General features: G+C 36.2%; 22 protein-coding genes. 17 read left to right on the forward strand and 5 right to left on the reverse strand.

The genetic code is table 11. The features are described from left to right. The 13 genes from rplO (at position 1) to AAC601_RS01520 (ending at position 8668) form a co-directional block, all read left to right on the forward strand. A complete protein-coding gene (rplO, locus tag AAC601_RS01460) occupies positions 1 to 447 on the forward strand; it encodes a 50S ribosomal protein L15 (protein WP_303272028.1) in 447 nt (148 codons plus the stop codon). A 1-nt stretch (position 448) separates the two neighbouring features. Next, positions 449 to 1768: a preprotein translocase subunit SecY gene (gene secY / locus AAC601_RS01465; protein ID WP_303272029.1), complete on the forward strand. Its 1320-nt coding sequence runs from the start codon at positions 449 to 451 to the stop codon at positions 1766 to 1768. A 10-nt stretch (positions 1769 to 1778) separates the two neighbouring features. Then, positions 1779 to 1997 carry a translation initiation factor IF-1 gene (infA, locus tag AAC601_RS01470; RefSeq protein ID WP_013455172.1) on the forward strand — a complete coding sequence of 73 codons (219 nt, stop codon included), beginning with the start codon at positions 1779 to 1781 and terminating at the stop codon, positions 1995 to 1997. 7 nt (positions 1998 to 2004) lie between these two features. Beyond that, complete coding sequence (gene ykgO / locus AAC601_RS01475) at positions 2005 to 2121, forward strand: type B 50S ribosomal protein L36 (RefSeq protein WP_013455173.1); 117 nt, start codon at positions 2005 to 2007, stop codon at positions 2119 to 2121. A gap of 2 nt (positions 2122 to 2123) precedes the next feature. Continuing rightward, positions 2124 to 2501 (forward strand): 30S ribosomal protein S13, encoded by a 378-nt coding sequence (rpsM, locus tag AAC601_RS01480; RefSeq protein WP_303272030.1) that lies wholly within the window; start codon positions 2124 to 2126, stop codon positions 2499 to 2501. A gap of 10 nt (positions 2502 to 2511) precedes the next feature. Beyond that, a complete protein-coding gene (gene rpsK / locus AAC601_RS01485) occupies positions 2512 to 2904 on the forward strand; it encodes a 30S ribosomal protein S11 (protein ID WP_340152265.1) in 393 nt (130 codons plus the stop codon). Positions 2905 to 2929: 25 nt separating this feature from the next. Continuing rightward, the gene (gene rpsD / locus AAC601_RS01490; RefSeq protein WP_303272032.1) at positions 2930 to 3535 is read left to right on the forward strand and encodes a 30S ribosomal protein S4; all 606 of its coding nucleotides are present in this window, start codon (positions 2930 to 2932) and stop codon (positions 3533 to 3535) included. A gap of 27 nt (positions 3536 to 3562) precedes the next feature. Then, a complete protein-coding gene (locus tag AAC601_RS01495; RefSeq protein WP_303272033.1) occupies positions 3563 to 4552 on the forward strand; it encodes a DNA-directed RNA polymerase subunit alpha in 990 nt (329 codons plus the stop codon). 5 nt (positions 4553 to 4557) lie between these two features. Continuing rightward, a complete protein-coding gene (rplQ, locus tag AAC601_RS01500; RefSeq protein ID WP_340152266.1) occupies positions 4558 to 5205 on the forward strand; it encodes a 50S ribosomal protein L17 in 648 nt (215 codons plus the stop codon). Positions 5206 to 5326: 121 nt separating this feature from the next. Further along, positions 5327 to 6421 carry a glutamine-hydrolyzing carbamoyl-phosphate synthase small subunit gene (gene carA, locus AAC601_RS01505; RefSeq protein ID WP_340152267.1) on the forward strand — a complete coding sequence of 365 codons (1095 nt, stop codon included), beginning with the start codon at positions 5327 to 5329 and terminating at the stop codon, positions 6419 to 6421. Positions 6422 to 6428: 7 nt separating this feature from the next. After that, on the forward strand, positions 6429 to 7703 hold the full coding sequence (gene eno, locus AAC601_RS01510; protein ID WP_340152268.1) for a phosphopyruvate hydratase: 1275 nt from the start codon (positions 6429 to 6431) through the stop codon (positions 7701 to 7703). A 105-nt stretch (positions 7704 to 7808) separates the two neighbouring features. Then, positions 7809 to 8108 (forward strand): septum formation initiator family protein, encoded by a 300-nt coding sequence (locus tag AAC601_RS01515; RefSeq protein ID WP_303272038.1) that lies wholly within the window; start codon positions 7809 to 7811, stop codon positions 8106 to 8108. Positions 8109 to 8110: 2 nt separating this feature from the next. After that, positions 8111 to 8668, forward strand: a complete 558-nt coding sequence (locus tag AAC601_RS01520; protein ID WP_340152269.1) for a hypothetical protein — start codon at positions 8111 to 8113, stop codon at positions 8666 to 8668. A gap of 56 nt (positions 8669 to 8724) precedes the next feature. On the opposite strand, the gene AAC601_RS01525 is transcribed toward AAC601_RS01520, so the two are convergent. The 5 genes from AAC601_RS01525 to AAC601_RS01545 all read right to left on the reverse strand — a co-directional run bounded on the left by AAC601_RS01525 (position 8725) and on the right by AAC601_RS01545 (position 16119). Then, the gene (locus AAC601_RS01525) at positions 8725 to 9813 is read right to left on the reverse strand and encodes an Ldh family oxidoreductase (protein ID WP_303272040.1); all 1089 of its coding nucleotides are present in this window, start codon (positions 9811 to 9813) and stop codon (positions 8725 to 8727) included. Further along, complete coding sequence (locus AAC601_RS01530; protein ID WP_340152270.1) at positions 9813 to 10748, reverse strand: exopolyphosphatase; 936 nt, start codon at positions 10746 to 10748, stop codon at positions 9813 to 9815. Before AAC601_RS01530 ends, AAC601_RS01525 begins: the two co-directional genes overlap by 1 nt. An 83-nt stretch (positions 10749 to 10831) precedes the next feature. Beyond that, positions 10832 to 11473 carry a Crp/Fnr family transcriptional regulator gene (locus tag AAC601_RS01535; protein WP_340152271.1) on the reverse strand — a complete coding sequence of 214 codons (642 nt, stop codon included), beginning with the start codon at positions 11471 to 11473 and terminating at the stop codon, positions 10832 to 10834. A gap of 8 nt (positions 11474 to 11481) precedes the next feature. Next, the gene (locus AAC601_RS01540) at positions 11482 to 12822 is read right to left on the reverse strand and encodes an alkaline phosphatase family protein (protein ID WP_340152272.1); all 1341 of its coding nucleotides are present in this window, start codon (positions 12820 to 12822) and stop codon (positions 11482 to 11484) included. 108 nt (positions 12823 to 12930) lie between these two features. Then, a complete protein-coding gene (locus tag AAC601_RS01545) occupies positions 12931 to 16119 on the reverse strand; it encodes a TonB-dependent receptor (protein WP_340152273.1) in 3189 nt (1062 codons plus the stop codon). Positions 16120 to 16320: 201 nt separating this feature from the next. Here AAC601_RS01545 and AAC601_RS01550 point away from each other — a divergent pair, with 201 nt between their 5' ends. The 4 genes from AAC601_RS01550 (at position 16321) to AAC601_RS01565 (ending at position 21465) form a co-directional block, all read left to right on the forward strand. Beyond that, a complete protein-coding gene (locus AAC601_RS01550) occupies positions 16321 to 18888 on the forward strand; it encodes a WG repeat-containing protein (RefSeq protein WP_340152274.1) in 2568 nt (855 codons plus the stop codon). Between the two features lie 133 nt (positions 18889 to 19021). Continuing rightward, positions 19022 to 20665: an alkaline phosphatase PafA gene (gene pafA, locus AAC601_RS01555; RefSeq protein WP_340152275.1), complete on the forward strand. Its 1644-nt coding sequence runs from the start codon at positions 19022 to 19024 to the stop codon at positions 20663 to 20665. Between the two features lie 276 nt (positions 20666 to 20941). Then, the gene (locus AAC601_RS01560) at positions 20942 to 21163 is read left to right on the forward strand and encodes a hypothetical protein (RefSeq protein ID WP_340152276.1); all 222 of its coding nucleotides are present in this window, start codon (positions 20942 to 20944) and stop codon (positions 21161 to 21163) included. Continuing rightward, entirely contained in the window at positions 21163 to 21465 is a 303-nt protein-coding gene (locus AAC601_RS01565; protein WP_340152277.1) for a type II toxin-antitoxin system RelE/ParE family toxin, read from the forward strand. Before AAC601_RS01560 ends, AAC601_RS01565 begins: the two co-directional genes overlap by 1 nt. Positions 21466 to 21590 lie beyond the last annotated feature (125 nt).

Genomic DNA, 21590 nt, shown 5'->3' on the forward strand with positions numbered 1-21590 from the left:
ATGAAATTACATACATTAAAACCAGCAGAAGGTTCTATTAAAAATAGAAAGCGTATTGGTAGAGGTCAGGGTTCTGGTGCTGCCGGTACTGCAGGTAGAGGTCATAAGGGTGCGAAATCTAGAAGTGGATACTCTTCAAAACAAGGTTTTGAAGGTGGTCAGATGCCATTGCAAAGAAGAGTTCCTAAATTTGGTTTCAATAACTTCAATAGAGTAAGCTATAAGGCGATAAACTTAAGTGATCTTCAGATCTTACAAGAGAAATATAGTGTTGATACTATTGATTTAGATTTGTTGAAGAGCAAAGGACTTGTTGCTAAAAATGACTTGGTTAAAATTTTAGGAAACGGAACCTTAAAAGCTAAATTGAATGTTACTGCTAATGCGTTTTCAAAGACTGCGTTAGAGGCAATCGAGAAAGCTGGAGGAACTGCATCAAAAATATAATATGAATCGTTTTTTTTCTACCATAAAGAATATTTTCTCCATTGAGGAGCTTAGAGATAGGATTTTAAATACCATTGGGTTTTTAATCATTTTTCGTTTAGGCTCCTTTGTGGTATTGCCGGGAGTGGATCCTTCCAAATTATCAGGTGACGCACAAGGTATATTCGGCCTTTTAGATACAATCTTAGGTGGCGCATTCTCGAATGCATCCATTTTTGCATTAGGTATCATGCCATATATTTCGGCAAGTATAGTGATACAGTTATTAACAGTAGCTGTTCCATACTTTCAGAAAATGCAGAAGGAAGGGGAATCTGGTAGAAAGAAGATTACTCAGATCACGAGGGTATTGACCATTGCTATCACTTTTGTACAAGGTGTTAGTTATGTTGCTGGAACTATTCCAACTGAAGCGATTATGATGAGTCAAACTTTCTTCACTTTTACTTCTGTTATTGTTCTAACATCAGGTACAATATTTTGTATGTGGTTGGGTGAAAAGATTACAGATAAGGGGATTGGGAATGGTATTTCAATGTTAATTATGATCGGAATCATATCGAGATTCCCTGGGTCAATAGTTGCTGAAGCTATTTCGTTAGGAATGAGTGGTTTGTTATTCTTTATTCTTGAAATCGTAGCATTGTTCTTTGTCGTGATGGTAACAGTTATGCTAGTCCAAGCTACAAGAAGAATACCTGTTCAATATGCAAAACAGGTAGTAGGTGGAAGAGTGTATGGCGGTCAACGTCAATATATTCCACTAAAAGTTAATGCTTCTGGAGTAATGCCAATTATCTTTGCTCAATCATTAATGTTTTTGCCTGCTTTGTTAGCAAACCTTTGGGCAGATGATAGCGACACAGCCGCATATATAGGAACCGTGTTTTCTGATTTCCAAAGCTGGCAATACAATCTTACATTTGCACTTTTAATTATTGTTTTTACATTTTTGTATACAGCGATAACTATTAATCCGAGTCAAATTGCGGATGATATGAAAAGAAATGGTGGTTTTGTTCCAGGCATTAAGCCAGGAAAAGAGACATCTGACTTTATAGATAATATTTTAACGAAGATTACTTTACCAGGCTCAATATATTTGGCACTTATCGCAATTTTACCTGCGTTTGTTGCAAGAGCTGGGGTTGGTACTCAGTTTTCTCAATTCTTTGGTGGAACATCGTTGATTATTATGGTCGGGGTTATTTTAGATACCCTGCAGCAGATTGAGAGTTACTTACTGATGCGTCATTATGAAGGTATGATGAAATCAGGTAAGGTAAAAGGAAGTTCATCACAAAGAACAGCAGTAGCTTAATTCAAGAATTATGGCAAAACAAAGTTCAATAGAGCAAGATGGAACAATAACAGAAGCGTTATCAAACGCTATGTTTAGAGTAGAATTAAGTAATGGTCATGAGGTTATAGCTCATATTTCCGGTAAGATGAGAATGAATTATATTAAGATTCTTCCCGGAGATAAGGTTAAATTGGAGATGTCTCCTTATGATCTTACAAAAGGTAGAATAGTATACAGATACAAATAAAAAGATTATGAAAGTTAAAGCTTCAATCAAAAAGAGAAGTGTTGATTGTAAAGTTGTCCGTAGAAACGGTAAGCTTTATGTGATCAACAAAAAGAATCCACGTTTCAAACAAAGACAAGGGTAATTATGGCAAGAGTTTCCGGAGTAGATATTCCTGATAATAAAAGGGGAGTTATATCATTGACCTATATTTTTGGTCTTGGTAAGAGTTCAGCGGCTAAGATATTAGAAATGGCTGGCGTAGATGCTGATAAAAAAGTAAGTGAATGGACTGATGATGAGGCTAACAGTGTTAGGACTGCCATTAGTGAGAACTTCAAAACTGAAGGTGTCTTAAAGTCTGAGGTGCAAATGAGCATCAAAAGATTGTTGGACATAGGATGTTATAGAGGTTTACGTCACAGAAAAGGCCTTCCGTTGAGAGGACAGAGAACAAAGAATAACTCTCGTACCCGTAAAGGAAAGAGGAAGACTATTGCAAATAAAAAGAAAGCTACTAAGTAATCATTAGATCATGGCTCAAAAGAGAAAAGATAAAGCTAAAAAAAGAGTTATTAATGTTGAAGCTATTGGACAAGCACATATCAGGGCTTCATTCAATAACATCATTATTTCATTGACAAACTCTACAGGTCAAGTTATTTCCTGGGCGTCTGCCGGAAAAATGGGGTTCAAAGGTTCTAAAAAGAACACTCCGTATGCTGGCCAAGTTGCAGCTCAAAATGCTGCACAAACTGCCTATGATTTAGGCCTTAGAAAAGTAGAGGTTTACGTTAAAGGACCTGGAGCAGGTAGAGATTCTGCTATTAGGACTATACAAAATACAGGTATTGAAGTAACGATGATCAAGGATGTTACTCCATTACCTCATAATGGATGTCGTCCACCTAAAAGACGTAGGGTTTAATTCATCGCTTAAGTAATTAAAGAAAATGGCAAGATATAAAGGACCAAAATCCAAAATTGCAAGAAGGTTTAACGAACCTATTTTTGGTGCAAGTAAAGCATTATCCAAGAAAGCTTATCCTCCAGGCCAACATGGCAGAGGAAGACGTAGAAAACAGTCGGAATATGCTGTTCAGCTTATGGAGAAGCAAAAAGCTAAATATACATACGGTGTATTAGAAAGACAATTTGCTAATTTATTCGACAAGGCTTCAAGAAAGAAAGGTATTACTGGCGAGGTTTTGCTTCAGTTATTGGAGAGCAGATTGGATAACGTTGTGTTTAGGTTAGGAATTGCTCCTACCAGAAGAGCAGCAAGACAGTTGGTAGGTCATAAACATGTTTTGGTTAATGGTGAGATTTTAAATATTCCATCATACCAAGTGAAAGAAGGAGATGTGATTGGCGTTAGAGAGAAGTCAAAGTCTCTTGAAGCAGTTACTGACAGTCTTTCATCAAATACAGTATCAAAATATTCTTGGTTAGAATTTGATAAGTCTTCAATGTCTGGGAAATTTGTTAATACGCCACAGAGAGAAGATATTCCGGAGAATATTAATGAGCAACTGATTGTCGAGTTGTACTCAAAATAATAAGTTAATTTAAAGAAATTTTATAATATGTCCATTTTAGCATTCCAAATGCCTGAAAAGGTTGCAATGGAAAAAGCAGATGATTTTCACGGGCTTTTTACATTTAAACCGTTAGAAAAAGGATATGGTGTTACTGTAGGTAATGCCTTAAGAAGAATTTTGTTGTCTTCACTTGAAGGTTATGCTATAACAGGGATCAAAATTCCTGGTGTATTGCATGAGTTTTCTTCAGTGGAAGGTGTTGTTGAGGATGTGTCTGAAGTTATCTTAAACCTGAAAATGGTGAGATTTAAGAAGATAGCGGATGTTGCTGACAACAAGATCAATATTTCTCTTAAGAATATTAAGGAATTCAAGGCAGGTGACATTAATAAATTCACTACAGCTTATGAGATCTTAAACCCTGAGTTGTTGATTTGTCATATGGATGAATCAGTAAATTTTGAGATAGAATTGACTATCGAGAAGGGCAGGGGATATGTTTCTTCTGAGGATAATAAGGTAATGGATCAAGCTACGGATTATATCGCTATCGATTCAATTTTCACTCCTATCAAAAACGTAAAATATAGCGTTGAAAATACTAGGGTTGAACAAAAGACTGATTATGAACAATTAGTCTTAGATATTGAGACAGATGGTAGTATTCATCCAGAAGTTGCTTTAAAAGGAGCAGCAAACATTTTGATTAAGCACTTTATGCTATTCTCTGACCAAAATATGGTATTGGATGCAGGCGGATCTGATGAGCCGGAAGCTGTAGATGAGGAAATGTTGCATATGCGCAAATTGCTAAAAACGGCTCTTAATGATTTAGATCTTTCTGTTAGGGCATATAATTGCTTAAAGGCAGCGGATGTAAAAACATTAGGTGATCTAGTAGCACTTGAGATTTCTGACATGATGAAATTCAGAAATTTCGGGAAGAAATCTTTAGCAGAATTAGAGCAGTTGGTAGCTGATAAAGGGTTAACCTTTGGAATGGATTTATCCAAATACAAACTTGACGAAGAATAAGGACAATGAGACACGGTAAGAAATTTAATCATTTAAGTAGAACTGCTTCACACAGAAATGCGATGTTGTCTAACATGGCTGGGTCTTTAATCCTTTCAAAGAGGATTACTACAACTGTTGCGAAAGCTAAGGCATTAAGGAAGTATGTTGAGCCCTTATTGACCAAATCGAAGGAAGACACAACACATAACAGAAGAGTAGTTTTTTCTTCTTTAAAAAATAAAGAAGTACTTAAAGAGCTTTTTGACGAAGTAGCTACTAAAATTGCTAACAGACCAGGTGGTTATACAAGAATCATCAAATTAGGATCTAGACTTGGTGACGATGCAGAAATGGCATTGATCGAGCTAGTTGATTACAATGAGTTGTTGTTAGGTGGCGAAGCTAAAGAGAAGAAGAAGACTACAAGAAGAAGCCGTAGAGGAAGTGGAGCTAAAGCTACTTCCACAAAGTCTGAAGGCACGTCTACGGAGTCAAAAGAGGCTAAAGAAAAAGCTCCTAAAAAGGAAGCAAAAAAGGAAGATGCTCCTAAAGCAGAAGCTAAGAAAGAAGAGAGTCCGAAAGTTGAAGCAAAAAAAGAGGAAACTCCTAAAGCTGAAAAGAAGGAGTCTAAATCTGACGACAAAAAGGATGAAAAAAAAGGAGATGAGTAATCTTTCTCCTAATAGATTTAATAAAAGGGATTGGATATTTATTCAATCCCTTTTTTTTTATTTATTTTTGTCTCGAATAAATTATAGCTCCTATTCATTTTCAATTTCAGAATGATATCTGATGAAGTATAAAAACAAGAACAAAGCAATTTTACTTTTAGAAGACGGAACTGTCTTCCATGGCAAATCAATTGGATTTTCAGGCACTAAGGGTGGAGAAATCTGTTTTAACACCGGGATGACCGGTTACCAAGAGGTATATACTGATCCTTCTTACTATGGGCAGATTATGGTGAATACCAATGCTCACATCGGTAACTATGGTGTCCATCCTGAAGAATCGGAATCTGATAGTCCCAAAATTTTCGGGGTGGTGATTAACGCATTTTCTGATGATTATAGTAGAGGTCAAGCAGTTGACAATTTAAATAATTATCTTGTAGGACATGAAATCCCTGGAATCTGCGATGTTGATACCCGAAAAATCGTGAGGCACATTCGAAATAAAGGGGCCATGAATGCCATTATTTCATCAGAAATCTCAGACCTAGAAGAGTTGCAGAAAGAATTAGACAAAGTGCCTTCTATGGAAGGACTAGAACTTTCTTCCTTTGTAAGCACAAAAGAAGCATATGAAATCGGGACAGATGATGGGATCAAACTTGCTGTTTTGGATTATGGTATTAAAAGCAGCATTTTGAAGCAATTAGTTGATAGAGGATTTAGATGTAAAGTATTTCCTTCAGATACCGATTTTCAAGATACTGAAGGATGGAATCCGCAAGCATATTTCCTGTCAAATGGACCTGGTGATCCTGCAGTGATGACTAATGCTATCAATAATAGCAAACAAATCATTGAAAGTGGCAAACCATTATTTGGTATTTGTCTTGGACATCAACTAATTGCCTTAGCTAATGGTATAAAGACCTTCAAGATGCATAACGGACATAGGGGTCTAAATCAGCCTGTTTTTAATAAGGAGTCAGGAAAAAGTGAGGTGACTTCTCAAAATCACGGCTTTAGTGTAGTTACTGAGGATGTTGAGAATTCTGACTTGGTTGTTTCCACACATATTAATTTAAATGATAATACGGTTGAAGGGTTAAGGATGAAAGATAAAAAGGTGTTTTCCGTGCAATATCATCCCGAATCATCACCTGGGCCACATGACTCTAGATATTTATTCGACCAATTTATTTCATTAATCAACTAATAAAACTATGAGTATAATAGAAAACATTCACGCAAGACAAATATTGGATTCACGAGGGAATCCTACAGTAGAGGTAGAAGTTTTTACCTCTAATGGAGGTTTTGGAAGAGCGGCAGTTCCATCTGGAGCAAGTACTGGAATTCACGAAGCTGTAGAGTTAAGAGATAAAGATAAGTCCATTTTCATGGGCAAAGGTGTTTTGAAAGCTGTTGATAATGTTAATGGCGCAATTGCAGAAGAGCTAATTGGTTTTTCTGTTTTTGAGCAAAATCTTATCGACAAGATCATGATCGAATTAGATGGAACTGATAATAAAGCAAAGCTGGGTGCTAATGCTATTTTGGGAGTATCAATGGCATGTGCCAAAGCTGCCGCTCAACTTTCAGGACAATCATTGTATACATACATTGGAGGCGTTAATGCAAATACATTACCAGTCCCGATGATGAATATTTTAAACGGTGGAAGTCATGCTGACAATAAAATTGACTTTCAGGAATTTATGGTAATGCCTGTTAATGCTGAATCGTTTTCTGAAGCATTAAGAATGGGAACTACTGTTTTTCACCATTTAAAGGAAGTATTGAAAAGCAAAGGATTATCTACCAATGTGGGTGATGAAGGTGGTTTTGCTCCAAATATCGAGTCAAATGAGCAAGCTATAGAAGTTGTTTTGACGGCAATCGAAAAGGCAGGATATAAACCAGGAGAAGATATCTTTATTGCATTAGATGCTGCTGCTTCAGAATTCTATGATGAAGGCAAGAAGAAATATGTGTTTGAAAGCACTGGTGAAGAGTTAACTTCGGAAGAGATGGTTGCTTATTGGAAGAGATGGACAGATAAATATCCAATTCTATCTATTGAGGATGGAATGCAAGAAGATGATTGGGAAGGTTGGGAAAAACTTACCCGTGAAATAGGTAGAACTGTTCAATTGGTTGGCGATGACTTATTTGTTACCAATACTAAAAGATTACAAAGAGGAATCGATGAGAAGATTGGTAATTCTATCTTAATTAAAGTAAACCAGATTGGTACTTTGACGGAAACTATCAATGCCATCAGAATGGCGGATAAAGCATCTTATAAAAATATAATTTCTCACCGTTCTGGAGAAACTGAAGACACCTTCATTGCTGATTTAGCAGTGGCTATGGGTTCTGGTCAAATCAAAACTGGTTCTGCTTCTCGTTCAGATAGAATGGCAAAATATAATCAATTGTTAAGAATTGAAGAAGAACTAGGAGAAATGGCTTATTTCCCAGGAATCAATTTCTAATTTTTTGATTTATTAATGAAAAGGCTTCCAGTGGTTTCACTGGTAGCCTTTTTTACTTTTAGGCGAATTCACTTTTTTATATTACTTTTAAAGTATTAATTGGTAATGGAGATCATGGATAGAATTCCGAAAATATTTAAAAATTTTTATTTCATAGCTACTGCGACTTTCCTTGTTTGGATGTTATTTATTGACGGAAATGATTTGATTTCGCAATGGAGGCTATCCTCTAAATACAATGATTTATTAAAGGAGAAAGAATATTACCAAGAGAAAATCAAAGAGGTAGAGATGGATAGAGAAGGGTTGTTGAGTGATGACGAACTATTGGAAAAATTTGCTCGAGAAAGATACCTGATGAAGAAAGAATCCGAAGATTTATTCGTTATTGTTGAAAAAAAATAACCTTGAAAAAGCAATTCATAAAATTAATTGTAGCTGTAATTATTGGAGTTACCTCTTATCATACTTCTTCAGCACAAAAATATGTTGATGAAAGTTCGGGATTCATGGATCGCTTATATTTCGGTGGGAATTTTGGTCTTCAATTTGGTACTTTTACGCATATAGAAGCTTCACCAATTGTTGGCTACATGATTAATGAGAAGCTTTCAGCTGGTGTTGGTGGAATTTATCAATATTTCAGGGTACGAGGAGGGAATAGAGTTCCTGATTATGAAACCAATATCTATGGTGCAAAGCTATTTGGAAGATATAACTTTTCACAGCAATTATTCGGATATTCGGAATACGAGAATATAAATTTAGATGTTATTTATAGTACCTCAAATGGTTATGAGCTTGGAAGGGCATGGGTTCCAGCATTTTTCATAGGCGGTGGCTATTTTCAACCCATCGGAAATAGAGCTGGAGCTACCGTAATGGCCTTGTATAATTTACTTTATGATGTTTCCCGCTCCCCTTACAATTCTCCTTTTGTGTTAAGAGTGGGCTTTACAATTTAACTTGTAAGTCTACATTTCTCTCAATTACTGATTCGCAATTTCAAATATGAGAAGATTTAATGGAAATAGTCTTGATAGTCTATTCCAAACTTTTGTCCTATCTGACTCAAATCTTCCACTACAGTTGGCAATAAAGGAATACCATTCTCTTTTCTTTCTGCACTCATTTCCCTTTCCGGATCTCCCGGAATAAGCACTTTATCATTTTCTCCAGTTGTTTCTGATTTTCTGAATGTCTCAATCCAATTATCCATATGCGATTTAAAATCATCAGCCGGTCGGAAAGCATCTATTCGCATGGCGCCTAAGAAATGACCTAGGCCTTCACCTACAGGATTTTCTTTAAGCGGAAGGAAACTGACAAATGGTGGAGCCCATGGCCCGTAATTGGCGCCAGAGAGCACTGCTGAGAAGATGTCAACTATTGACCCCAGAATATATCCTTTATGACCAGAATGTTCTCTAGAGCCACCTAATGGCAGCATACTACCACCTTTCTTTAAGGCTTCTACATCAGTCGTTCCTTTACCGTCTTTATCCTGTACCCAACCTAGCGGAGCCTCTTGATTTTTCCGCTTTAATACTTCTAATTTTCCGTTTGCAACAGTGGTAGTTGCAAAATCCGCAACATAAGGTGGTTGATTTTTGGTAGGAATTGCAATTGATATTGGATTAGTTCCCAATAGCCTTTCTTTAGAAAAGGTAGGAGCTACCAACGGACTTGCGTTTGTCATGGACCAGCCAATCATATCTTTTTCTAGAGCCATCATGCTGTGATGACCGGCTATTCCATAATGATTGGAATTCTTAACAGATACCCAGCCTGTGCCTACTTTCTCGGCTTTTTCCATGGCAATTCTCATAGCGAAAGGCGCTACAACCAAGCCCAATCCTTTATCGCCATCAATTACAGCAGTACTGGGCGTTTCATGAATAATTTTTATATTAGGTTTAGCATTAATTCTGCCTTCTTCCCATAATCTAATGTAGCCATGTAATCGGGCGACTCCGTGCGAATCAACCCCTCTTAAGTCGGCATTGACCAAAACCTCGGAAGCTTCCGCAGCCTCATTGCTCGGGCAACCCATTTGAATAAAAACTTCCTTAACGAAATTCTGTAATGAATTATGATCGAATAAATCCATTAGGATAATTTTATTTCATTTGACAATATAGCATCCAATAATCCTTCTTTCAGTGCGTAAGTCGATACTTTAATATCTATAAAATCATTGTTTTCAATCAGAAATTGAATTAAACAAACCGCTACAACAATCATGTCCACACGCATTTCAATCATACCGGGAATTGACATTCTTTCCGCTCTTGTTTTATGAATGATTTCATTAAAAATCTGGTCAAAGTCGTCTAGGTTTAAGGAGAAAGATACATCATCTGGTTTTTCAAGTCCTTTTTCTTGGTAATTGATATCTACCAAGGTGTCAAAAGTACCGGAAGAACCGATCAAATGATGAGGTTGATAGATGTCCATTTTTACTTTAAGTTCAGCCAATTCTTTTCTTAGGAAGTCATCCAGTTTTTCTATGTCTTTTGGTTGGATAGGATCATGTTTATGAAATTTATCCAATAGTCTTTGAGCACCAATTTCAAAACTTTGCATCCAAAAAACTTCTATCTGGTTACAAATGATGAATTCAACGCTTCCACCTCCTATATCCATAATCAAAGCAGGCTCAGTACCAATTCTTAATGCTTTTTTAACGCCCTGATGGATAAACTTCGCCTCATCCATGCCTGAAATTAATTGAATAGAAATGCCTGTAGCGTCATAAATTCTTGACATGACTTCTTTGCCATTTTCAGCATTACGCATGGCGGATGTGGCACTAGCGAAAATATTTTCCACTTGCAGCTCATTGATTTTATCTTTAAAGTAAAGCATTGTTTTTAGTGCCCGCTCTTCGGCAGATTTGCTGATATTACCTTCGCTTATTCCACCTTCCCCTAACTTCACAGCTATTTTTTCTTTGTGAATAATGTTTTCCTCACCCTTGTCGATTTTTACAACGAGTAAATGAAAAGTATTTGTGCCTAAATCTATAATGGCTATTTTATCCATAGTTGTATACCTGCCTAAAAAACAATGCGCAATATACTATTTAGCGAGCAATTGGCAATTTAAATTGCCTGATTGCTTTACAATTATGGAATCATGACGGGATCTAATTCTAAAAGTAGCGATCGATAATCTTTATTAACTTTTTTAAAAATATTAGCAACGGTTTGTCGGCTTGATCCTGTTAGATCGGCAATGTCTTTTTGAGAGAATAGACTGAAAATATTGACAGATTTCCCGTCAGCATCTTTAATTTTCACATTGAATTCTCTATACAATCTTTTTATTCTGATAGAAGTCTCTTCAGAAATTACGGTGAAAAATCTTGTTTCAGCTCTAGACCATCTGCGGACAATATATTTAGTAAATAACGCAGAAATGTTAATATCAGTAAAGATTAAATACTTTATGTAAGATAAGTCATATGTTCTTAATCTTACACTAGTTAAGGGTTTAGAGAATTCTTGGAAATTACCATCCAATAGACGGTAATTTCCAAAGAAATCGCCTGGCTTTAAGATGTCATAGCAATGCTCGGTTCCGTCAATGCCATAATTACCTACTTTTACAGTTCCTGAAATAACTTCATAAATCGTATGCGGTTCTTCTGATGGCTTATAAATATATTCGCCTTTTCTAAATTTAGCAACGCTTATATGCTGATGGAAGCAATCTTTGTACTCTTCTTGCTGATTTAAATAGTTAAATAATTCAAACGTTTTAGCCATAATTGTTACTATTTTTTTACTATTCCAGGATATAGTATCCCTTCTATGTTTTCTAAATTTAAGCCCAGAATTTCTGCTATAACAGGAGCAATATCTGTTAAATACATTTCTTTCAGCACGGTCTTTTCTTCTGCTTTGCTACCAAATGCAATAAAGCCCGTATAGATGTTTTTGTGTTCAGGAAAAAAACCATGTGTACCACCAGTTCCTTTCCTTATTAATTCCCCCGTAGTCTTAGAAGTCATATTCAGGCCTTCATTTGGAGCAATAGCAAGCATGGCATTAGGGTCGGCACCAATTTTATTTAATTCCTGTTTTTCAACGATTCTGAAAAGTTTTTGATGATTTGCGGGTAGTGCTTCTAAAAGTTGTTTTACTTTTTTTACTGATTCCTTATCATCTGGATTTTGCAAATGGAGGAAAGCTGCGGCACCAGATGTATGAAATTTGGCTGTCCATGATTTGTCATCTTCCGAGATTAATCCATTTTGCTTTAGTAAAACATTAGGTGCCATTACAGAATGAATATCCACGAAACCATGGTCACCGGTTATGATGAAAGTGGTAGTTTCTAATTTCCCCAATCTTTCCACGGTTTCTAAAATTTGACCGATGGCAGCATCAACTGCGCTTACTGCTCTTTTAGGCATGTAGCCTTCCCTTCCATCTGTATGTTGGAAATGGTCAGCGGATAGTAAATGAACAGCTAATAGATCAGGATTGTATTTTTCAAATATGTAAGAAGCAGCAGAAGCAAACTTTTGCTCTCTGGCGAAATAGCCCTCATTTCCAAAATTGGAAACATTTATTTTGCCTGTGGAATAGGTCTCAATTTCCTCCACAAAACCCTTTGGAGTCGCATTCTTTCTCATCGGTGTAAATCGATCTTCTCCTTCTATGAGTGACCATACCTCTGGAATATTATAATCAATAGGAGCGCCAACCGTTACCGGCCATGAAATAGCGGCTGAAGTTAATCCAGCATCTTTACTTAATGAAAAAAGCGTAGGGACATTGATGCTTTCATATTCCCAATACCATTTGCCTGTTGCTCCATTAGGTTCAAATGGAGTATTATAGTAAATCCCGTGTTCTGAAGGGGGCATCCCACTAATTATAGTCGTATGAGATGGATATGTAACGGATGGGAATATCCCTTTCACAACCTCTGCATGAGTACCATTTTTGGCCATATGTTGAAGAATAGGAGCAGGCCAATCATGATCTAAATAGAAATCTGGTCTTAATCCATCAATTGAAATTAATATGACTTGTTGATTTTGAGCTAAAACAGAAAAGCTTAAGAGAATTGAAATACAAATAAATGAAATTTTATAAATGCGGGTCATACTTTATTATTTAAGTGTGGTGAAGTTAGTTTGTTATTGTAAAAAAAAAGTTAAGAGAACATTATGCTTATGTTCCCCTAACTTTAAAATCAAAAAAAATGAAGAAATTTAAAATGAATAACGCAAGCCTACTTGTAATCTCCATGGTGTCCCGTTAATCGGAAGGGCACCAACATTGCTCTCAACATTATACTGATAGTTCTGACTGCTTGGATCAAAACCTGCTATTCTTAAAAGATTTCTGTTCCTGAAATTATTATTCACGCCCCATTCAGGATTTAGTAAATTAGCTAAATTGAATAAATCCGCTGATAGCTCGAAGTTGTGTTTATTGACAATTGAGAAATTCTTGATCATCCTTAAATCGATGGTGTAGAAAAAGGGATTGACGCCTCCATTTCTTTCCGCAATCTGGCCTAAATTATTATTGATATAATCTTTCACACTTTGCGATGTTTCAGGATCGTTCAAAATTCCATTGATGCCTTCACTAATATTGGCTGGAGTGTTCGGATCATTAGGATCATAAACATATGCCAAGTCATTTCTTAAGTTAAAATCGCCATTAAGACTTCCGTTTGTGGTTAAGAATGAATAGCGAGTTCCACCAATTCCATTTAATGTTGCACCAAATGTGAATCCAGCAAATGATGGAGAGACGCCATTTACTACGACTTTATCAGAAAAGTGATTGTCAGAATATCCATAATTCAATTCCCTTGGATCGTCTTCAATAGGAAGGAAAGTAGAAGTATTAGCCACACAGCAATTATAAGAGGAATTATCTTTTGCTTGATTTCTAGTGTAACTGACATTCAAGCTACCGTCCTTTCCTAATCTTAAGCTGGCATCTATAACAGCAGCATATTGAGTCAATTCTCCATCAGATTGAAGTACTAAAGCACGGCCAACTTCATTTGATTTTCGTGAATCTAACCAGCTTGATTGGCCATTTTCAGGGTTTATGGCCGATGCTGGAACAAAAACGCCTCTGTCATTTTCATTGCTTAATCTGAAATATGGGTTATCAACCAGATTAGTCTCTTGGTACACATAATTGTTAAAGGTTTTACTGTATAATAAATTAAGCCCAACTCTTAATCTATCGCCAAAAAACTTATTGTAATTCACATTAGCTTTCAAAGTATTAGGCACTTTGAAATCTTCACCTACTGCATTAATGGTGGCTATACCAGCTGTAGCTCCTTCAGGTATTCCTGGAACAGATGCTGGATTCTCTCTGTAACTTTCAAAATCAGGATTTGGAATTAAGTTAGGATCTGTTACATCAATCGAAGCCAACATCTGTCCACTGTTCTGAATATTATTAACTTGGGCATAATAATGTGGCTGAGCTGAGAATAGACCTGCTCCAAACTTGATGATGTCTTTATTATCACCTTTTACATTCCATAAGGCCTGGAACCTTGGCTGAAGATTGAACCAGTCAGACGGTTTGCGGTCAGTGCTGATCCCTAATTCCTGATCAACTGTTGGGTTATACTGAGCAGGAGTAGAGAAAATAGTGGCATCATATCTTATACCAAAAGTAGTGTTGAAGTTCGGCAACATTTCAAAATCTACCTGTCCAAATAATGAAACGTCATAAACAGTTTGTTCCACTATTGGCAATCCTTGAGTAGGTACTTCTCGGGCGTATCTTATCGGAGTCATATTTTCTAAATCTTGCAGACTGTTAAAGAAAAACCTTCCGTTTTGCTCATTGGATAGTAAGGTTTCCAAATAGGTTACCATATTGTCTGTCCCGAAAGTGAAGTTGTATTTTCCTTGAGTTAAATAGGTGGTATTTACCAAATGCAGCTGTCTTTCCATATTAGTCTCTGGAGTATATCGCTGGCCCCCGAACTGTAAAGATCTCGACTGCGTTGCATTAGGATTGCTTTCTGTTGGGAATGGGCTTTGAACCTGGACAATTGCCCTTGGTATATTTTGACTAGCTAGTTGTGGATTTGTTCCAAATTCTCTTTCAGCATGCTGAAATTGTGCTTTCAATTCATTCGTTAAGTTGGGGCTGTTGGCGGTTCTTAAAGATAGCAATAAGCTGTTTTCCCGAGATGAAAATGACCCCCAAGTTTCTGCAAGTTCTATATTGGAGTTATCGCTAATACTAAGCGGGTTATTCCAATCGGTATAATTATTCCTTAAAGTCAATCTATTTTTTTCGTTTAATTGCCAATCCACTCTCGTGAATAAGGTATTGGCTACAGAACTTCTTTGGAATTCCCCAACTTGTTGCTCATCGCTTACTCCGTACAAATCTCTTGCAATTTGGATAGCTTTGTCCAAAGTGTCTTTTCTGATTCCCAATCTTCTTTCATCTGCTTCATTATTAATATCAGCAATGAAAACCGGTTGACCTGAATCTTGTCTATCATAAGCCATATAAAAATGAACTTTGTCTTTCACAATTGGACCACCCAAACTAAATCCCCATTGATAGTTTGAAAATTCTTGGTCTCTTTCATTTCCTCTGATATCCAATTGACTAGCTAATTGATCGTTTCTGTGGTACATAAAGGCGGATCCCTCAAATTTGTTGGTACCAGATTTCGTCACTGCATTCAATGCACCTCCTGCCTGGCGACCTTGCGTAACATCGTAAGAATTAGTTACTACCTCAAATTCTCTGATGGCTTCCATAGAAATTGTGTAAGGACCTCGGCCTATTTCTCCAGCCGTCAATTGATTTCTAGCATTTACTCCATCTACTGTTACGTTCGTGGATGTTCTCCTCTGCCCACCTAAATTAATACTTCCACCACCTTGTAAAGGAGAAAGAGCTGTTAGATTTGTGAAATTTCTCCCTTCGTTAGGAAGATGTTTCATCTTCTCAGCATTAATAGCGATACCAGACCCCGCTCTGTCTGCTCTTTTGGCAAAATTATTTGCACTTACCACTACTTCTTTTAGCTCTTCAGTTTCAATTGACAGATCAACTTCCAAATTCAATTTATCGCCTTGATTTAAGCGGATGTCCTGAAGCTGATAATTTTGATAACCAATAAAACTGATCTTTAAAATGTAAGGCCCTCCTAAGGGAAGTTGCTTTAATAAAAATCGCCCATCTAAGGATGTAATGGTGCCCGTCTCAAATCCAGTAGATTCATTCTTTAAAGTAATATTAGCCCCTGGAAGTCCATTACCATCACTGTCATTCACAGTTCCACTTATGGAGGCATCAGTTGATTGCGCATAAGTAATAGTTTGTACAGAAAGCATTGCTAGTAGGGTTACAATGCAGTTGAACATGTTTTTTTTAGTAATTTTTAGTCTCATCAGTTATGATTTTTAGTGTTTTATTTGTCATAAAATTAGAGCGTTGGAAGTTTGCAGAGGTGTTAAAATTTAACATCGGTAACGAACTTAAAGAATTCTTAAAGTTCAGGTAATAATAGAGCTGGATTGTAATAGGGCTTTATAATTATTCATAACTTTGTCCATCTTTTTCAAATGCTTCTGGCGTTCATCAAAATGTATATGAATCAAAAACTGTTTTTTTTATTGATCATTATTACCAGCTTTTTCTGGTCGTCTTGTGTTCATAAAGCTTTGAAGGCAAATAAATTTCTTGAGAAAAAAGAGTTAGCCAAAGCTAAAAAGCGAATTGACAAGGCAGTAGAAAAGGAACCCAAAGATCCCGCTACGCAGTTCATGTTGGCCAAATATTTTAGTCATCCCGTTTGGTCTCACGAGGCGGTGGATTCAGCCCATCTTTATATTCAAATGGTAAGGGATACAATGCCTTATTTGGATGTGGAAACAGCAGTTAAATTATCAAAAAAGGGATTGGATAGTACCGCTGTTGCCAAGCAGGGGATGATCATAGATAGTTTGGCTTTTGAAAAAGCACTGTCAAAAAATACAGAAGAAGCTTACAACGAGTATCTTGAAAATTATCAATATCTCATTTACAAGACACAGGCAACAGATTTAAGGAATCAGGTAGCTTATACTGACGCTATAGCTCAAAATACCACCCAAGCGGTAAGTGAATTTTTTAGGAAATATCCTGAGGCTCCTCAAGCTCAAAAAGCGAGAAATGTTTTTGAAACGCTTTATTATGAGAAGAAAACACAAAATCAAACTGTAGAGGAGTACAAAGAATATTTAAGCGAAAGGCCTCAATCAGAATTTGCAGAAGAGGCTTCCCTAAAGCTATTAAATATCATAAGCTCCGGTGCGGATGAAATAGATTTTCAACAATTTATTAATGAGTATGGGCAGTTTCAGGCTGCTGAAAAAGCACAAGCAATGCTTGATGGATTAAATTTTCAAAAGAGATCACCTGTCTTATTAACTCATAAAAGAGATAGTCTATATTTTTTTTATGATTTGACAAACGCACAATTACTCACTTTTCAATTTAGTAGTGTTAATCCCGATTCCTGTTTCTTTATCACTAAGCCTTATATTTTAGGTAAAAGAAATGGTGAAAAACGAGCTTATTTAAAAACAGGACAGCAATTAACTGATTTAAATTTTAAATCCATTGATTATTTAGGTAGCGGGTTTTTCAAAATAAATGATTATGGTCGGGAGCAAATCATTGAGCATTTTAGTTTGAACCCTGCTTTGCAACTAAGTGCATTGAACTTCCAAAAGATTAATGATTTCCATTTCGCCAAGAAAGAAACAGATGGCTGGCATTTGGTTTCACTTTTGAATGAGCCTATTTTAAGACAAACCATGGATAGTATTTGGAAGGAAGAGGAGGTGTTCTTTTTTATAAGGGGGGATGATTTGGCAGTGGCCTCTTCTAATGATTTTAGAAAATCAGCCAAAGACGATTTAAAGTCTTTAAGCTTTCTTTATGATGATTACGAATGGATTAGCGATCAGTATTTGAGGTTGTATTCCAATGATTACGAAACGATTTTGGACAAAGAAGGGCAATTAGTTTTCCCCTTGGAAAAAGCCAAGTATGATTATTTTGACCAGTTCTGGATCAAGAATGTTAACAAAAAATATAGTGTATTAGATAGTAATAGAGTCAGTATATATGATCAAAATTTTGATGACTTTAAATATAGATTCGGAATATTGGCATTGAAGAAAGATAGCCTTTGGACAGTTTTTGAGAATGGTGTTACAGGATTTCCGAAATTTCAATATGATTCCGTGAGGTTATTTAATAGTTGGTTGACTTTCGCAACAAAAGATTCATCTAAATATTTATTATTTAGATCAGGAAAAAGAATCAATTTAGAAAAGGGGGAAGGCTTTAAAATTCTAAAAAACTATAATGTAGAATTATCGAATGTGAGCGATCAAATTCGATTTGTACAAGTTACCAACGTGAAGGGATATTCTCAATTATTTAATGGCTTTGGAAAAAAGATTAAAGAAGGAGAAAATCTAAACATCAATATTTTAACTCAACATTTAATTCAAATTCATCAAAACAAAAAGAAGCAACTGATTGATTCTTCAGGTATAGTAATCCCGATTGAGGAGGTGGAGGCTTTTGGAGCTTATGAAAATGGATTGATTCCTATTTTGCAAAAAAGGAAATTCGGGGCATTGATAGTAGATAGTTTGAAACTTATTCCAGCACACTCTCAATCTAAATTAAAAGTATTCTTGAAGGATTCTCTTTACATTTTCAAGCATGATAATTTATTTGGGATAAGTGATATTTCTGCTAAAAACGTGATCGAAGCCGATTTTGAAGCGATTGATTATTTTAATGATTCCATCGCCATAGTTGAAGAGGAAGGTGAAATTGGGATATTAAATATTTATAGGAATGAGTATTTACATGAGGCGATTGAATCCTTCGAAAAAGTAAGGCTTGCAGAAGAAAAATATTTTATCATCCGAAAAAGAGCAGGATATGGAGTGCTTAATCAAAAAGGCGAGGAGGTAATTCCGTTTATCTTCAATGAACTAAAATCCTTTGAAAGCAAAGGAAAGTTCTATTGGCTGGCGGAGCGTAGGCTATCAGAAATAAACTATATTGTTATTGCCTATTTTGATAAGAGAGGTAAAGTTTTATTCAAGGAAGGATTGAATTTTGATGATTTTTTGGAAACTGCTTGTGATTAGCGCCTTGCTCCCACACCGGGGAACCCACAGAATTTGGCGAGGGAGTTTTTTTCTTTACCTAAGCTTAATGTAAAAATACTATCATTACTCAGTTCAAATTTTTAATTTGCGTGAAATTTATAATTTGATTTCAATGAAAAGATATATAGTAGGAGCAGCAGCTCTTTTGATTTTGTTTTCATGCCAGCCAGCAGAAAAGCAGCAACAAAAAGTGAGCAAGCCCAAATTGGTAGTAGGTATTGTGATTGACCAATTACGCCATGATTATTTCGAGCGTTATGCCGATAACTTTGGTGAGGATGGTTTTAAGCGATTAATCTCTCAAGGATTTTATAATCATAATACCCATTACAATTATATTCCAACTTTTACAGGCCCAGGGCATGCATCTGTTTATACGGGAACTACACCGGCCACGCACGGAATAATTGCCAATAATTGGTATGATAAGAATATCAGAACCTCAGTTTATTGCGCAGAAGACACGTCCGTTTATACCATTGGTTCTACTTCAGATGCGGGTTTAATGTCGCCTCACCGCATGTTGAGTACGACAATCACCGATGAGCTGGGATTAGCCACCAATTTCAAATCAAAAGTTGTTGGTATTTCTATTAAAGACAGGGGTTCAATTCTACCAGCGGGACATAATCCAACCGGATCATTTTGGTATGATAAGAGCAACGGACACTTTGTGAGCAGTAGTTATTATGAACAAGAAGAATTACCATCATGGTTAAAAACCTTTAATAATCGCAATTTGGCAGATGAATACTTGAACCAAACTTGGAGTCTTTCTATGCCTTTGGAACAATATACACAATCCACTTCGGATGATATGCCTTATGAAATGACTGTGAGAGGTAAAGATAAGCCGGTATTTCCTTACAATTTGAAGAAGTTGAGAGCCGAAAACGGAAATTTTGCTTTATTGCCCAATACTGCATTTGGTAACACTATTTTAGCCGATTTAGCCATTGCTACGATGAAAGGAGAGGAAATGGGAAAAGACGAAGTAACCGATTTCTTGGCTTTAAGCTTTTCTTCTACTGATTATATTGGTCACGGATTTGGACCACGTTCGGTGGAGGTGCAGGATACCTACATCAAGTTGGATCAGGAGATTACCAGATTATTTGAACACTTAGATCAAGAAGTGGGGAAAGGAAATTATCTGATTTTCGTGACTTCAGACCATGGATGTGCAGAAGTGCCAGAATATTTGCAAGCCAATAAAATTCCTGCCGATCATTATGATGGCAAAGCTTATATTAAAAATATGGAAAATGCTTTAAATGAAAAATTTGGAGCAGTGGAGTGGATAGAGGATTTTTCCAATGAGCAGTTTTTTTTAAATCATGATTTGATAAAAGAAAAAAAGGTTGACCTGGATGCTATCAGAAAGTTTATAGTAAAGGAATCCTTAAAATTGGAGGGCGTGGCCGAAGCTTATTCCGCCAGTGATATGCAAGGCACGGAATTTACAGAGCACAAAGCTTCAGCCTTGCAAATGGGCTATAACTTTAAACGATCTGGAGATGTATTATTGATATTGGAGCCAGGCTGGTTTTATCAAACTCGCTCAGCAACTACTCATGGCACTGGTTACGCTTATGATACCCACGTTCCGTTAATTTGGTATGGTTCAGGTATCCAAAGGGGTAAATCATATAAGAGGCAGAATATTGATGATATAGCAGTAACGCTAGCTCATATTTTGGGAACAAGTTTACCCAGCGGAGCTACAGGTGATCCTATTCTAGATGTTTTGAAATAGGAGTTGTAGCAACCGTAGAATTAAACGTTTAATATACGTTCAATTCTACAATTAATGGCTTTTCAAAGGCTCTGCAGCTGTTTACAGTTTTTTAATCAGCTAAAATCCATTAGATTGCCTGACATAAGGTATATATAGTCACCAGGGGGTGACTATATTCACTTGTTGTAAATCATTCTGTTCTAAATTGTCAATTGTTACTATTAAAATCAATGCATTAAAACTGTTTATTTACGACTGCGTTTATTTTATTATCTTTGTAAAAATAAAAAGAGCATGAACATTCAAGCCGAAAAACTGAGAATTATGAAAATGATTCTCGAAACTGATAATCCAACTATTCTTGAATCAATTAAGAATCTATTTGTAAAACAACCAGAATCGGACTTTTGGACAACTCTCCCGGAGAATGAGAAAGAGGATATTCTAAAGGGAATAGAAGAGCTTGAAAAAGGAGAAGTGGTTAACTACGATGACTTTATAGCAAGACACCGGTAATGAGAGAAATATTACTCTCGAAACGAGCATCTAACAAGTTAGAAAAACTGCTTGAATATCTTGAATTGGAATGGTCTCTGAAGGTGAAAAAGGCTTTTATTGGCAAGCTCGACACCGCATTTGCTCAAATTTCAAAATACCCAGATAGCGCACCAAAATCTGATTCGGTAAAAGGGCTTCACAGATTTGTAATATCAAAGCAGACTACCATGTACTACAAATATGATAGCAAATCAATAAAAATTGTTACCTTTTTTGATACCAGAATGAATCCTAAAAGGCTAAAGAAGGACACCGAATAGAAACGATTTACAACATTGTATAAAACCCCATTTGCTCACCTCCTTGTAGCAAATTGACTGCTAAATAGCCCGTAATTTATGCTTGCTTTTCATAGCTGGCAACCATAGATATTGCTTTGGCAAAC

The sequence above is a fragment of the uncultured Marivirga sp. genome, assembly GCF_963974845.1.
Taxonomy (GTDB): domain Bacteria; phylum Bacteroidota; class Bacteroidia; order Cytophagales; family Cyclobacteriaceae; genus Marivirga; species Marivirga harenae.

Bases quoted from the DNA above. Each gene is read 5' to 3' on its own strand.
- rplO (WP_303272028.1), top strand. From the start codon at position 1: ATGAAATTACATACATTAAAACCAGCAGAAGGTTCTATTAAAAATAGA.
- secY (WP_303272029.1), top strand. From the start codon at position 449: ATGAATCGTTTTTTTTCTACCATAAAGAATATTTTCTCCATTGAGGAG.
- infA (WP_013455172.1), top strand. From the start codon at position 1,779: ATGGCAAAACAAAGTTCAATAGAGCAAGATGGAACAATAACAGAAGCG.
- ykgO (WP_013455173.1), top strand. From the start codon at position 2,005: ATGAAAGTTAAAGCTTCAATCAAAAAGAGAAGTGTTGATTGTAAAGTT.
- rpsM (WP_303272030.1), top strand. From the start codon at position 2,124: ATGGCAAGAGTTTCCGGAGTAGATATTCCTGATAATAAAAGGGGAGTT.
- rpsK (WP_340152265.1), top strand. From the start codon at position 2,512: ATGGCTCAAAAGAGAAAAGATAAAGCTAAAAAAAGAGTTATTAATGTT.
- rpsD (WP_303272032.1), top strand. From the start codon at position 2,930: ATGGCAAGATATAAAGGACCAAAATCCAAAATTGCAAGAAGGTTTAAC.
- AAC601_RS01495 (WP_303272033.1), top strand. From the start codon at position 3,563: ATGTCCATTTTAGCATTCCAAATGCCTGAAAAGGTTGCAATGGAAAAA.
- rplQ (WP_340152266.1), top strand. From the start codon at position 4,558: ATGAGACACGGTAAGAAATTTAATCATTTAAGTAGAACTGCTTCACAC.
- carA (WP_340152267.1), top strand. From the start codon at position 5,327: ATGAAGTATAAAAACAAGAACAAAGCAATTTTACTTTTAGAAGACGGA.
- eno (WP_340152268.1), top strand. From the start codon at position 6,429: ATGAGTATAATAGAAAACATTCACGCAAGACAAATATTGGATTCACGA.
- AAC601_RS01515 (WP_303272038.1), top strand. From the start codon at position 7,809: ATGGAGATCATGGATAGAATTCCGAAAATATTTAAAAATTTTTATTTC.
- AAC601_RS01525 (WP_303272040.1), bottom strand. From the start codon at position 9,813: ATGGATTTATTCGATCATAATTCATTACAGAATTTCGTTAAGGAAGTT.
- AAC601_RS01530 (WP_340152270.1), bottom strand. From the start codon at position 10,748: ATGGATAAAATAGCCATTATAGATTTAGGCACAAATACTTTTCATTTA.
- AAC601_RS01535 (WP_340152271.1), bottom strand. From the start codon at position 11,473: ATGGCTAAAACGTTTGAATTATTTAACTATTTAAATCAGCAAGAAGAG.
- AAC601_RS01540 (WP_340152272.1), bottom strand. From the start codon at position 12,822: ATGACCCGCATTTATAAAATTTCATTTATTTGTATTTCAATTCTCTTA.
- AAC601_RS01545 (WP_340152273.1), bottom strand. From the start codon at position 16,119: ATGAGACTAAAAATTACTAAAAAAAACATGTTCAACTGCATTGTAACC.
- AAC601_RS01550 (WP_340152274.1), top strand. From the start codon at position 16,321: ATGAATCAAAAACTGTTTTTTTTATTGATCATTATTACCAGCTTTTTC.
- pafA (WP_340152275.1), top strand. From the start codon at position 19,022: ATGAAAAGATATATAGTAGGAGCAGCAGCTCTTTTGATTTTGTTTTCA.
- AAC601_RS01560 (WP_340152276.1), top strand. From the start codon at position 20,942: ATGAACATTCAAGCCGAAAAACTGAGAATTATGAAAATGATTCTCGAA.
- AAC601_RS01565 (WP_340152277.1), top strand. From the start codon at position 21,163: ATGAGAGAAATATTACTCTCGAAACGAGCATCTAACAAGTTAGAAAAA.